This window comes from SAR324 cluster bacterium, assembly GCA_015232315.1.
Taxonomy (GTDB): Bacteria; SAR324; SAR324; order SAR324; family NAC60-12; genus JADFZZ01.
On record JADFZZ010000016.1, the window covers coordinates 15,385 to 29,235 of the forward strand.

The 13,851-nt window shown below is 44.7% G+C and carries 8 protein-coding genes; 6 read left to right on the forward strand and 2 right to left on the reverse strand.

Features of this window, described 5'->3' with window-relative positions:
* The first annotated feature begins 337 nt into the window (after positions 1-337).
* From HQM11_11900 to HQM11_11925, 6 genes are all read left to right on the forward strand, one after another.
* On the forward strand, positions 338-2,914 hold the full coding sequence (locus tag HQM11_11900; GenBank protein MBF0351725.1) for an RND family transporter: 2,577 nt from the start codon (positions 338-340) through the stop codon (positions 2,912-2,914).
* A 121-nt stretch (positions 2,915-3,035) separates the two neighbouring features.
* Positions 3,036-4,841, forward strand: a complete 1,806-nt coding sequence (locus tag HQM11_11905; protein MBF0351726.1) for a hypothetical protein — start codon at positions 3,036-3,038, stop codon at positions 4,839-4,841.
* A 253-nt stretch (positions 4,842-5,094) separates the two neighbouring features.
* Positions 5,095-6,006, forward strand: coding sequence for a GNAT family N-acetyltransferase (locus HQM11_11910; GenBank protein ID MBF0351727.1), 912 nt, complete (start codon positions 5,095-5,097; stop codon positions 6,004-6,006).
* A 14-nt stretch (positions 6,007-6,020) separates the two neighbouring features.
* Positions 6,021-7,751: a TolC family protein gene (locus HQM11_11915; protein MBF0351728.1), complete on the forward strand. Its 1,731-nt coding sequence runs from the start codon at positions 6,021-6,023 to the stop codon at positions 7,749-7,751.
* A 14-nt stretch (positions 7,752-7,765) separates the two neighbouring features.
* Positions 7,766-9,022 (forward strand): NHLP bacteriocin system secretion protein, encoded by a 1,257-nt coding sequence (locus HQM11_11920; protein ID MBF0351729.1) that lies wholly within the window; start codon positions 7,766-7,768, stop codon positions 9,020-9,022.
* 27 nt (positions 9,023-9,049) lie between these two features.
* On the forward strand, positions 9,050-11,308 hold the full coding sequence (locus HQM11_11925; GenBank protein ID MBF0351730.1) for an NHLP family bacteriocin export ABC transporter peptidase/permease/ATPase subunit: 2,259 nt from the start codon (positions 9,050-9,052) through the stop codon (positions 11,306-11,308).
* Positions 11,309-11,379: 71 nt separating this feature from the next.
* Here the strand turns inward: HQM11_11925 and HQM11_11930 are convergent, their stop codons facing one another.
* The gene (locus tag HQM11_11930) at positions 11,380-12,462 is read right to left on the reverse strand and encodes an SPASM domain-containing protein (GenBank protein ID MBF0351731.1); all 1,083 of its coding nucleotides are present in this window, start codon (positions 12,460-12,462) and stop codon (positions 11,380-11,382) included.
* Between the two features lie 286 nt (positions 12,463-12,748).
* Positions 12,749-13,681, reverse strand: coding sequence for a phosphoglycerate dehydrogenase (locus HQM11_11935; protein ID MBF0351732.1), 933 nt, complete (start codon positions 13,679-13,681; stop codon positions 12,749-12,751).
* Positions 13,682-13,851: the final 170 nt, after the last annotated feature.

A 13,851-nucleotide genomic window follows, 5' to 3' on the forward strand; every position in this document is an offset into this window, starting at 1 on the left:
TGAATATCGTCTGTGTCAGAAATATTCTGTGTATAGATCGCCTCCCGGTTTTATGCTCGCCGTTATTCCGGATGTTTCAATACACGTTGTGAATCCTCCCGCAAACGGTGTGACAGAAAAATGCTTTTCTTAAACAGAATTATGCTGGATTGACTGCCAGAAGCAAGCAATGCATGTAAAGTTTTCCATATTATTTTTTGAACGTCCCTTAGCGATGCGATGAAAGAGGGTAATGCTGACGACAAAAAGGTGAATGGAAAATGTCTTGTCTAAAGATAGCATCTTTGGTTAGACAAAAGAATCACCCTGATCATTGCTAACTTCCTGCCACAAGTTTATGATGGAACATATTGTTCTCAAATATCACAAATGGGTTCTGCTGTTTTTTTTGAGTATCACAGGTTTGTTGGCTATTCAGTTGCCTTCTCTGCAAAAAAATCCTTCCTCCAATTTACTGCCGGAAACCCACAAGAGTCGCATCCAGTTTAACGAAATGCGCAAGACTTACACCGGAACCAAAGTCGCTGTGCTGGTGTTGCTGGAAACCGATCACTCTGTGTTCACTACAGCCACACTGGAGCGTATTCAGAAATTGACAAACGCCTTTCAACAAATCCAGCTTCCGCTTGAACAGGATCAGCAAAAATTAAGGGACCTTGCGCAAACGTTGCCTGAAACAGCACGGAAAAAAATAATGGATTTGCTGGAATGGGGCCTGGATCAGGATTCCTGGGAGGTCTTTGCGGATGTGGTAGATCTTCTGGAAGCCGCTGGTTATCCGTCAGACTCGGCAAAAAAGGTATTTGATCGGATCAAACGCCGTATCACTCCCATCAGCGGTGTTTCATCGCTGGCGAATACCAAGAACATTCTGGGGACCGAAAATTCACTGGACGTGAACCAGATATATCAGGAAGTGCCACAATCCGCGGAAGCTCTGGAATTATTGCGACAGCAAGTGATGGGCAATGATCTGTTTGTCAATGGACTGATCACGCCTGATGAAAAATTCACACTCATGTCCATTGCCTTGAACCTGGGCGATGAAGACAATGAATCCCAGTCGGAACTGTGTGCGCTTATTCAAAAAATCCTGGATCATGATGTTCCGGGGCCTGAAAAATATTATATGGAAGGATTGCCGGTTGTGGCGACTACCATTTCACAAACCATTGACAAGGACATGAAGTTTCTGTTTCCGATTGTGCTGACGCTGGTGCTGGGCTGTTTATGGTTCTCTTTTCGACTGATCAACGGAGTGCTTGTTCCTGTGCTGGTGACATTGCTTTCGTTGGTCTGCACGTTGGGGTTGCAGGCTCTGTTCGGCATTCCTGTCAATGTGATTTCAACCGGATTACCTGTGTTTATTCTATCCATCGGCGTCGCTGATGGAATTCACATGTATAATGAATATCGGGATCACCTGTTGATGGGGAAATCCAAAGAAAACGCTCTGCGCCACACCATGCGTGAATTGACAATGCCCGTGATCATGACTTCTGTCACCACAGGTGCGGCTTTTTTATCCCTGTCTCTCACGGAAATCACTCAGATCAGGGATTTTGGCTGGTTTGTATGTGTCGGTACCATGATTGCCATGGTTTTTTCCCTGTATTTCATTCCTGCAATGTTGATGGTTCTTCCCGAGCCAACGATCAAAGGGCGTGGTGAAGCCTCCAGTTTCGACCGCTGGATCACACAGGCACTGGAATATCTGAGCGGTTGGGTGATTCGTCATGCCCGCACTGTTGTGGTGCTGACTCTAGGGGTATGCGCATTGGCTGGCTATGGTGCGACTCTCGTGATTGTGGATAGCAATTCTGTGAGAGAGTTCAATCCAGACTCACCGTTGGTCATTGCCATTAATAAAACCAACAATGAGGCCATGGGTGGTCATGCGCTCAATCTGCTGGTTGAAACCACCGATCCCGACCCGGATCCTATGAAAAAACCAGAGAATTTGCAGGTGATCGCAGAGCTGGAAAAATTTGTGATACAGCAACCGCTGGTAGGAAAAGCCCTGTCTTTGTCTGATTTGATTCAGCGAATCAACTATGTCATGCATAACCAGAATCCAGAATATAATCGAATCCCGTTTGTCCAGGAACCTGTTGGCGATGGTTCTTCAGTTTCAGTGGGGGACTCTTCAACGGGAGTTGTGTCAGGACGTGAGTTGATTGCTCAATATCTCCTGCTGTATCAAAATGGCGGTGGCGAAGCGCTCAGTAACACCATTGATCCCGCATATAGAACGGTGAATATTTCATTGATGGTCAGAACACCCTCTTCGCATCAATTGTCCCTTCTTCTGGATACCATTGACGATTATGCCCGCACGCATTTCCCGCCACATATGAAACTGCATTTCAATGGTCTTTCATTCCTCAACATTGCAGGAACCAGAGAGATTGTTGACAGTCAGAATTCAAATTTTTTATTGTCACTCCTGATGACATTTGGACTGCTCTGGGGGATTTTTCGCTCAGTGCAGAAGGGACTATTTGCCATCATTCCATTGTTGGTCACCAGTCTGTGCGTGTTCGGGATAATGGGGTTTCTGTCAGTGCCCTTGAACATCGGAACCGCTGTGTTGACCAGTATCGTGATTGGTATTGGCGTGGATTATAGCATCCATTTCATGAACCGCCTGCTGGAAGGACTCAATCAGGGACTGCCTTTTGAAGACGCACTGACGGCCACTGTCAAACAAAGTGGAAAAGCGATTTTGTTCAACGCGATCACTGTGGGGGTTGGCTTTATCGCATTACTGTTTTCGAGCTTCAATGTGATTGTGACCATGGGTTGGATGATCACCATCACCATGCTGGTCAGTGCCATGTGTACCATCATCCTGATTCCCGCCGGTATGCAACTGTTTCAGCCTCGTTTTATCCAGTCTGCTCATCGCGATTGACCCGGAAAATTTTTTTTCTGCGGGTTTTTCGCTTTCTTCCCCCTTTACTTGTTGTGCCTCGGGTTGCTAAAAGACATAGAAAGTCTGTTGTGTAATCTTGTTCCCTGAAAAAATGCGTCTTATGTCCGGTCAGCGGTATCCTTCATTGCTATCTGTTTTGTGTCTGTTTCTGGTGATCAGTCTCAGCGCCTGTGGCAAAGCGGCCTCATCCCTGAAATATACGCCTCCCAGTACAGCCGATGAAGACGGTGAAATTTTGTATTCCGCCGAAGAATTCAAAAAATATGGGGCGCTCCAGAGAGAATTCCGGGCAAAGCTGACAGAGGATGAGGATGACCAGGCGGAAGATATGCGCTTTGGTAAGGATGAAATGGATGAAGACGATGTGAAGCAGAAACTGGAAAAAGCTTCCGTTGCGGATGACCTCTCTTTGTTGTCCGATGAAGATGAAGAACTGGATCTGGATCTGGAAGTGGATCTGGGTGTCAGTCTGGATGATTATCTCACTCAGTCCATGCAGAGTCCTGAAACACGGGAGGACAAGACAGAAGAAGTGACAGATGTTCATGCACTCAGTTCAGCCTTCAAGGATGCCCCACCCCCTGAAAATACATTTCCGATTGAAACCACAGGCTACATTTCCAGTGAGATGGGTTATCGCATTGAAAAACAATCGACAGAAAATCCACGCTATCCGGGATTCGGCAAAGATCCGGGTCTGGTCAAATGGAGGCAAACCGTCGATTTGCGGATGCAGTATCAATATAAAAATGGCGGCAGATCGGTTGCGGAAGTCAGAGGTTTTGTGGACAACGCCTATGACCTGAAAGGAAAGGAAAATTTTGATCCGGATGTTCTGAAGGCCTATTCACAGGAACTGGATGTGAATGAGTTCTGGAAGGGCGGTTCCTTTTATGATTTCGCAGATTTGAGTATTGGACGCCAGATTGTGGTTTGGGGAACCGCTGACGCAACCGCTGTGACCGATATCATCAATCCCAGAGACTACCGTGAGTTTTTTCTGACACCTGTCACTGAAGCCCGGTTGCCGGTGACAATGGCCAAGATGGATCTCTATCCTTCAACAGATTCCAGTGTGACCCTGATCCTGATTGGCGAATTGCGATTTAATAAAATGGCACCTCCCGGGGCTGATTTCAGCGTGATTCCCCGTGAGTTGGTGGAAAGTGATCTGATCTATTTCAAGGGCGAGGAATTTCCAGATCAGAAATTTCAAAACTGGGAAATGGGTGGACGTTATAAGCAGGATATTCCGAATGGCTCAGTGTCGCTGGTTGCGGCTCAGGTGTATGACGATATGCCGCATCTGGAATATGACGGTGTGGTCAAAGATCCGCGGGGTGTTCAGAAACATTCGTTTGCCCTGCGTCATGAACGGGTGGAAATCGCGGGTTTTGCCGCCAGCTATGTGAGCGGGAGTTTTGTGTATAAACTGGAGTCCGCTTACACTCGTGGACAAAGAAAATTACTTAAACCTGATGTGATTCTGGAACGGATCGCACTCACCATTCCGGGCTATAATCCTGAGGTGAGTGTGAAAAAAGGAAACATCGGCACCAGTCTGGGATTTGATTATACCGGCTTTGCCAACACCCAGGTTTTGTTTGAAATGTCATCCCAGTATATCTGGAATTATGACAACACACTGGCATCTTCCCAGCGCGCGGATCAATTTATTCTCACGTTCAATCGTTCAGTAATGAGAGAAACCATGAATCTGGGCTATTTTCTGGTATTTTCAGGAGCAAATGGAAATTTCCACAGGGTTCAGGCCGCATATCGCCTGAAAGACAATCTGGAACTCAAAATCGGGGTAGCCATTTATGACATTGCCAAAGACCAGGGGGTTTTCTTCAATATCCGGGAACAGGACCGGGCCTTTGCGATACTGAAATATAGCTATTGATTTTATTCCCTTTCATCAGGTGGGAACGATGTCATTTTTTGAGCGTCAACCGGATGGCAGGCGTGGATTACATTCCCCGCAAACGCCAAACATCGTATTTTTGACAGGCACGTAGTTTCGTCCTGCCAGTGAAGTGAACAGCCCTGCATGGAAATGAATTTTGCGATGATGAATATACGAGAATTTTCTGGACTTTCGTCCATGTTCTCGTTAAGGCCAAATTAATCGTAAATTAAAGGATCAGGAGTATCTCATGGAGTATACGGTTACAAATCTGGATCAAAGCAGGGGGCTTTGGTTCAGACAATTCACATTTCCTGCGTTTCAACATTTGTTGTTTCAAAAAGATATTGAGACACCACAATCAAAAGTTGTTGCTGTTGGCGCTTATCTGGACGCAAAACCGGTTGGATTGGCGTTAGCCAGGATTCATGAGACGGATGCGCAGGCAGACTTTCTGTCCGTGTATGTAGAAAAATCGCACCGGGGACAGGGGCTTGCGCTCAAAATGGGCGCTACCCTGGAAAGCACCTTGAAAGCGCGAGGTTGCGCCTCAATCAGGGTGGAATTTGAAAACAACCGGCCCATGACAGCCTCGATTCTGGGTTTGCTTGACAAGGGCGGGTATTCGGAACCGGAAGCGTGTGCCATGATTGGACGCTGTCATGATGTCCGTCAGACCAATATTCCTTTTGTGAAAAAAAATCTGCTTCCTGCGGCTTACGAAATTCTGTTATGGAAAGAGGTGCCTGAATCTGAAAAAGAACGCATACGACACGAAAGTCAGGAAAACCCATGGTTCCCGGAAACACTCTCACCGTTCAATGAAATACACATTCAGGAACCTGATACCTGTCTGGGATTGAGAATCAGGGACTCCGGCGAAGTGATTGGATGGCACATCACACACAGAATATCAAACGACACCTTGCGCTATACGGCTACATTTGTCAGGGAGTCAGTCCAGCATTTCGGTTTGGGTGTTTCACTGATAGGTGAAGGAATCCGCCGGCATATCGCGCATCCGGATCAGGAATTAAAAAAAGTAACATTCATTACGCTCATGAGCATGCCCAAAGCTGTCGCGTTTTTTACCAGGCACATTCGTTCGCACATTGAAGAATTTAATGAATCCATGCAGTCAATTAAAAGGTTGGGAGATTGAATCGCTTGACAGGGATGTTCCGCAATAGGGATGAATATCACAGATTTTTTTCCAAAGTGGCCGGACTGGTCATGATCAGTCTCCTTCTGCCGTGGACAGTGCTTGCTCAGGAGGACCTGGTTGAAGGCGAGGATTTTGGCATCGTCAAGGCGATCCGCATTACGTTGACACGCAGGCATGATATTCTCGTTCAGGAAAATCAGATAGATATCATCCGGGGGCAACGTCAAACGGAAAGCGGTGTTTTTGATCCGATGATCAAGGCAACGGTCAGCAGAAATGTGGAAAACACACCGTTATTGCCGACAGAACGTGATTCAGAAGAGCAAAGTGAACAAATTTTTGTGTCGATTTATAATATATTCAATCCGGGCAACCCAACCCAGGCCAGAAAAATCAAACCATTCAGGAGCACCGAACGAAAAACTTATCAGTTGAGTATTGATAAGCAGTTACGCAACGGCATTGTTGTCACGCCCTACGCGGAGGTGACTCAGGTGATTCAGGGCACAGCCAATTCCAGAACACCGGCAACTCAATACAGCCAGGGATCCTACGGACTGTCATTTCAAATTCCTCTTTTGAGATTGGGGGACGATTTTACCACAGCCGGAGAGAGAATGGCCTATATGGAGGAACAAGCTTCTTATCTGGACCTGCAACATATCATCAATTCCTCCATACTGGAAACAGTCAGCACTTATTGGAATTATCATGCGGCACAAATGAACCTTGATATTTTGGAAGAATCAGAAAAACAGGCGGGAATTCTGCTGAATCAGATTCAGATTCTGGTCAAGGCTGGAGAACGACCCAAAACTGAAATCAAACAACTTCAGGCCAATCTGGCAGATAAAACCACAGCCAAAATTCTGGCTGAACAGGAGTTGACCAAGTCTAAACATGAGCTGGGAACCATCATGGGACTGCCCTTTACACAGGTCAATACCCTGCCGCCAGCGTCTGACGATTTTCCAGACACACCCCCCGATTATAATTTCAAACCAGAGGTCATGACCTACATTGAACAAGCTCTGAAAAACAGAAAAGACCTTCAGGCAATCAGGATACGCAAAAACGCGGCGCATCTGACTATGACGCTTGCCCGTAAAAGCACTCGTCCCCAGATTGATGCCACCATCAACGCCTATCGTATTGGAACAGCGGAAGATGATGACAGTCAAAATCCCGGTTCATTTCAGAAAAATCAGGCGGATACCAGTGTGCAGGGAACCCTGTCTTTTGCCTGGCCCTTTAAAAACAATGCGGCTCACGGTTTGATTCAGAGTGCTGAAGCGAGTTACCAACAGCATGCAATTCAGATCAGACACAGCAAACGTATCATTCGGGCCGGAGTCACATTGCGATTGACCAATCTGCAAAGTGCCCTGAACATGCTTCGTTATTCACAGAACGCGGTGGAACTCAACAGGGAAGCACTGGAGACAGAACGGCAGAAGCTCAAACTGGGGTTTTCCACCACGATTGATTTAATTCTGATGGAAAACCGTCTGACAGAAGCCCTGCTTCGAAATGTTTCCGCACGTTTGCAGTATGCACAGGCTCTGGCCTTGCTTCGCTATGAAACAAGCACACTGCTGGGCAATGATGAAGATGGAAAATTTGAAGTAACCTGGGAAAACCTGAGTCAGATCCTCTCACTGAATCCTGTCACTACGCCTGATGTTCCGTCGGGTGAAGAATCCTGTTGTGAGGACAGTGACGACGCCATTGATAACCCGTAATCACAAGATTTGTTATGCGCAAACATATTTTTAGAAAAGTATCTCTGGAACGGTTGTCATCGCCGGAACAATTGGACCAACTGATGCAGATCACCACTCCCAAAGGATGGTTTGCCTTGATCGCGATCAGCACCCTCATCGGTGCGTTGCTCATCTGGTCTGTCAGTGGAAGCATTCCCAGCAAGGTGCTGGGACAGGGGATTCTGTTCAAGCCCGGAGGTGTGTTTGATATCGTGGCTTTCAGCAGCGGACAGGTTTCAGATATTGCTGTGACCGTGGGAGAACATGTTGAAAAAGGACAAACCATTGCCCGGATTGCCCAACCTGAAATTGTTGAGCAGATCCGGATTGCTAAATCCAGACTGATAGAATGGGAACGGCAAAAAAACGATATCACCCAATTCAGTAGCAAGGATGTCAAACTCCAGACACGGGTCATGGATCAACAGCGCACGAATCTGGAAAATGAGATTGAAATCTCTCGCAAACACCTCAATTCTCTGGAAAAAAAAATCCAGAGCCTTGAAAGCCTGCTCAAACAGGGATTGATCACCAAACAGCAACTGGAAAATACACGGCAGGAATATTTTGTCACAGAGCAGGATATCAAACAGAAATCCAGCAGACTGAGCCAACTCGATGTTCAGAAACTCAACCTGGGACAGCAGAAACAACAGGAATTCAACTCGATCGAACAACGGATCAACGAAGAAACACGAAATATCAGGGTGCTGGAAGATCGTTTGATTTTGAACAGTCGGGTGGTGAGTCCCTATGGTGGACGTATTCTTGAAATCAGAGTGGATGAAGGAAGTATTGTCGGGATGGGGTCACCTGTTCTGAGCCTCGAACGATTAGGTCAGGAAGACACCTTGAACGCGGTCATCTTCGTTTCAGCTCTGGAAGGAAAAAAGGTAAGACTGGGGATGAATGTGGGGATTTCACCATCCACAGTGAAAAAAGAGGAATATGGATATATGAAAGGCAAAGTGACGTATGTTTCTGAATTTCCAACGACGTCTGAAGGGATGTTGCATGTATTAAAAAACAGAGATCTGGTTCAGCAACTTTCCAGTGGCGGGGCGCCAATTGAACTCAGGGTGGATCTGTTGCCTGATGAGAACACTATCAGCAGCTATCAATGGACTTCCTCCAAAGGTCCGCCAACCAAAATTTTTAGTGGAACTCTGTGTACTGCGGGAATCACGGTGACAGAACAGCGTCCCATCAGTCTGGTCATGCCATTCCTGAGAAATTTTCTTGGATTGTAAAAATCTGGTAATTCCTAAAGAGATACAATGTCCTGGTCCTATCAACTGTTTACAAAACTGAGAGAAAAATCACCTGATTCCAGGCTGGTAAAATCTCTCGAAAAAATATTTCCACTGCAACGAGTGAAAACTCCGACCGTTTTACAAATGGAGGCTGTGGAGTGTGGGGCCGCCGCATTGGCGATTGTACTGGGCTATCATGGCAGAATCATGCCCTTGGAAGAATTGCGTATTGCCTGTGGCGTTTCACGGGATGGAATTCGTGCGGACAACATTCTGAAAGCCGCCAGAAAATTTGGCATGATCGCCAAAGGCTACAAACAGGAACCTGAGGATCTTCGCAAGTTTTCGTTGCCAATGATCATTTTTTGGAATTTCAATCACTTTGTGGTGCTGGAAGGGTTTGGCGCAGACCGGTTTTATATCAACGATCCTGCCAGTGGCCCCAGAGTGGTGACTACCAAAGAATTTGATGAATCCTTCACCGGTGTCATCCTGGTCTTTGAAAAAGGTCCGGAATTCACGCCAGCCGGAGACAAACCCAATCTGCTTCAATCACTGCGGAAACGACTGATCGGTTCAGAATCCGCTTTGACCTATGTGGTCTGGGCCGGCTTGGCGTTGGTTATTCCCGGTTTGGTTGTTCCTACATTCACCAAGGTGTTTGTCGATGAAATCCTGATCGGAGGCATGGATGACTGGCTGAAACCCTTGTTACTGGGAATGTTGATCACAGCGCTTTTTCGGGGAGGACTGCTTTGGTTACAGAAATATTTTTTACTGCGCTTTGAAATGAAGTTGTCCCTGAGTTCTTCCAGCCAATTTTTCTGGCATGTACTCCGATTGCCCATTGAGTTTTTTCAGCAACGTTTTGCTGGTGAAGTAGGGTCCCGTATCGCAATCAACGACAAGGTCGCCAATCTCCTTTCAGGTCAACTCGCATCCAACATTCTGGATGTGGTGATGATCGCGTTCTTTTTAATCCTGATGATTCAGTATGATGTCGGGCTTACTTTCATTGGAATCGGTATTGCGTTGATCAATATTCTGTTTTTAAGATTTGTCGCGCGCAAACGGATAGATTCCAGCCGTAAATTATTGCAGGATCGTGGGAAAATGATTGGATTTTCGATGGCGGGATTGGGCAATATTGAAACCATCAAAGCCACAGGCGGCGAGTCGGATTTTTTTGCGCAGTGGTCAGGATATCACACCAAGGTCATCAATGGTGAACAGAAACTGGGGGTGTCCTCCGAATATCTTGGCGCAGTGCCACCATTGCTCACCACATTGAACAATATCGCGATTTTATCTTTTGGTGGTTTGAGAGTGATGAATGGGGAATTGAGTATAGGGATGCTGGTTGCGTTTCAGAGTTTGATGGCCAGTTTTATCGGGCCGGTCAATAATCTGGTCAGCTTTGGGGGGTTGTTACAGGAACTGGAAGGAGACATGAACAGGCTGGATGATGTGTGGCGTTACCAGAAAGATCCTCAATTTCATCATATCGAAGTGAATGAACCAGATTCTGAACAAAAACTCCGTGATGATGAGAGTCAGACCAAACTCACCGGACACATTGAATTACGGAATGTTACCTTTGGGTACAGCAAAATGGGCGAGGCACTGATCAAGGATTTCAACCTCACATTGGAACCCGGAAATCGAGTGGCGCTGGTGGGACCTTCCGGATGTGGAAAGTCAACAGTGGCAAGATTGGTGGCAGGTTTATTCAATCCGTGGAATGGTGAAATATTGTTTGATGGCAAATCCCGTTATGACATTCCCAGAGCTGTGATCAACAATTCATTGTCCATGGTGGATCAGGATATTTTCATGTTTGAAGGAACAATTTATGAAAATCTCACCATGTGGGACCGCACCATTCCTGAATCCCGGGTTCATCGGGCCGCCCGGGATGTCGGCATGCACGAATTCATTTCAACCCGCCCCAATGGCTATGAAAGCATGATTGAAGGCATGGGACACAATTTCAGTGGTGGCCAACGTCAACTCCTGGAAATCGCCAGAGCCCTGATCATTGATCCCACCATCCTGATTCTGGATGAAGCAACCAGCGCCCTTGATCCCAAAACCGAAAAATTTGTGGATGACAACCTGCGACGTCGCGGATGCACCTGTCTGATTGTGGCACACCGCCTGAGTACGATCCGTGATTGTGATGAAATTCTGGTGATGCAAGGCGGGAAAGTGATGCAACGCGGCACTCATGAAGAAATGAGCCAGGAAGATGGTCCCTATTCCAGGTTGATCAAGGCGGAGTGATGGTGGGGATAAACTTATTGCGGTGGTTTGTGGCAGTCAGCCTCAGAGCAACAAATTTATGTAGTCCCCAGTTATTTAATGCCAAACAATTCAGGCATTTTGAATTTGATTTTCCTAAGAACTTTTCCATAGGTTTCTTTTGTGAAATCAATGTTCCTTTTGGTAAAACTCACACTATTTTTCATGACATAATTGTCACAGTTTAAACACAGTGTATCGCAGTTAGACCGATCATTATGAATGAACAAATTTCTTGAATTTTGAAATTTTTCATTATTCCAAATTTCTAGCAGGCTTGAATCATTCACGTTACCAAAGGTGTTTTCCGGTTTCATTATTTTGCAACATGGAGTTACTGTTCCATTCGCATATATTGTCATCCACTCCCAAAGCATGGGACATCGAGTATCTTCAAGAACAAAGTTCTGACCTTCAACAAAATAGGGATCAAGAAATTTTTTATTTTTTGGTAACCACTCATCTTTTAGTTCGTTTATTCTACTTTTCGAGTAGGGACCATCCAGAACATCTTGTGCTAATCCCATTGGAATGAAAATGATTTGAACTCCAAGTTCTTTTGCTTTTAGTTTTGCGTCATTCATTTCATGTTCGTTGTATTTATTCACAATAAATTGCCAGATTAATTGAGGCTTTTTTTTGTTCAATTTCTGTTTAAGTTCATTTAATTCAACTATATTACTGAATACCTTTGAGATGTCCCCTCTTACTCTATATTTTTGGTAAGATTCCTGCGTATTTCCATCTAATGAAATGATGATACTATCAACCTCGCTTTCGACAATATTTTGCATTAATTTTTTATCGAGATTAAAATTTGAACTCACTTGAATATGGTGATTTTTCTCTTTGGCATACTGAATCATTTGAAATATTTCTTTGTGTAAAAATGATTCACCATAACCAAATAAATCAATTTTTGATCTTTCCGGAATTTGATCAATTATGCCTTTAAATGTGGACACAGACATAAGATTTTTTTGAATATCCTTTGTCATATCAACACAAATAGGACAACGTAAATTACATACAGATATGGGCTCAATTTTATAATTCAATGGTAATTTATTAACGACTTTTTTGGGGTATACGTAATTGATATAGTTTATAAACTGTTTCTTTAAAATTTCTTTCATCTTACTCTCCATAATAGACATCACCCATCAATCACGGATAACTTGATTAAATCAAATTGTCCTGTTTTTGATACAGATTTTGAACATTTATCTAATGACATAGAGATAAAAATTTATCCTCGCAACATATGTCGAGGATTAAATTCTTCAGGACCACTAAAAATGTTCGTTTTTGGATATTAAAAAGCCTGAAACAAATTTCAAACTTTTGCAAGTTGAGTAAGAGTGGTAGGATAAACTATTCTATATCACATCTGATATTAAACACTAAAATAAATAATGAGAATCACAGGGAAAAATAATTTACCAGATGTTCTATGGCCGCTCTACCCATTGCCAATACAGCTTCCTGAGCATTACCGCCAATATGTGGGGCGACCATTAAATTCGGTAACGCCAGAAATTCCAGATCGGTAGGAGGTTCCTGCTCAAAAACATCCAGAGCGGCTCCCGCAATCACTTTTTCTGTTAATGCATGTTTGAGAGATTCCTGACTGACAACAGGACCTCGACTCAGATTGATCAAGAATGCTGATGATTTCATTGTTTTAAGAGTGGTGTCGTTCATCATGTAGTGTGTTTGTTCTGTCAACGGAACATGCAATGTCAGCACATCAACCTGCGGAAGCAGTTCTTCAAAAGATACTTGTCGTGCACCATACTCTCTGGCCAGTTCACTTTTATCAAGAATATCGCAAATTAAAACATCACAGGCAAATGGTTGTAAAAGTTTTAAAACCTCAGAACCTGTATTTCCGCATCCCACAATACCCACGCATTTTCCGGTGAGTTGCATACCGCCATGTTTATTCCAGACTCCCTGCTTGAGCTGAAAACCACTGAAAAACAGATTTCTGCATAACCCCAACATGAATCCCAGGGATTCTTCAGCCACAGATCGTTTGTTGGTTCCAGGCGTCCAACCAACCACTTTCCCCAGCAGTTTGGCCGCATCCACATCCAGATTGTCAAGACCAACACCATATTTGGTGATGATCTTCAAATTTGGCAATTGCCGTAGCACATTGGCATCCATTTTTTCTGTGCCCAAGACCACACCATCCGCGTCTTTCAAATACGCGATTAATTTTTCAGGAGGAAATGAATCACCGGTTTCATTGAAAACAGTATTCGGGAAATGCTGTAATATTTCCTGACGAAGTTGCGGATTTTCTGAAAAAGAACGAGAAGTGGCCTTGATCAATGGGTTCGATATCATAGCAATGTGGATATAAAGTTGGTTGTTAAGAATTCAGGACGAATGAGAACTTAAGAAGTTTATTCAAGTTGCCGTGAAATTTTGGGTATCATGTAAGGCTAGACTCACATGAAATTTCGCTCCAATTCCAGAAAGTCCCCTGCTGTAAATTTTCTGGTGATAGCATCCGG

What these genes read in the sequence shown, in the direction of transcription:
- HQM11_11905 (MBF0351726.1), top strand. Translation starts at nt 3,036, where the DNA reads ATGTCCGGTCAGCGGTATCCTTCATTGCTATCTGTTTTGTGTCTGTTT.
- HQM11_11915 (MBF0351728.1), top strand. Translation starts at nt 6,021, where the DNA reads ATGTTCCGCAATAGGGATGAATATCACAGATTTTTTTCCAAAGTGGCC.
- HQM11_11925 (MBF0351730.1), top strand. Translation starts at nt 9,050, where the DNA reads ATGTCCTGGTCCTATCAACTGTTTACAAAACTGAGAGAAAAATCACCT.
- HQM11_11920 (MBF0351729.1), top strand. Translation starts at nt 7,766, where the DNA reads ATGCGCAAACATATTTTTAGAAAAGTATCTCTGGAACGGTTGTCATCG.
- HQM11_11900 (MBF0351725.1), top strand. Translation starts at nt 338, where the DNA reads ATGATGGAACATATTGTTCTCAAATATCACAAATGGGTTCTGCTGTTT.
- HQM11_11910 (MBF0351727.1), top strand. Translation starts at nt 5,095, where the DNA reads ATGGAGTATACGGTTACAAATCTGGATCAAAGCAGGGGGCTTTGGTTC.
- HQM11_11930 (MBF0351731.1), bottom strand. Translation starts at nt 12,462, where the DNA reads ATGAAAGAAATTTTAAAGAAACAGTTTATAAACTATATCAATTACGTA.
- HQM11_11935 (MBF0351732.1), bottom strand. Translation starts at nt 13,681, where the DNA reads ATGATATCGAACCCATTGATCAAGGCCACTTCTCGTTCTTTTTCAGAA.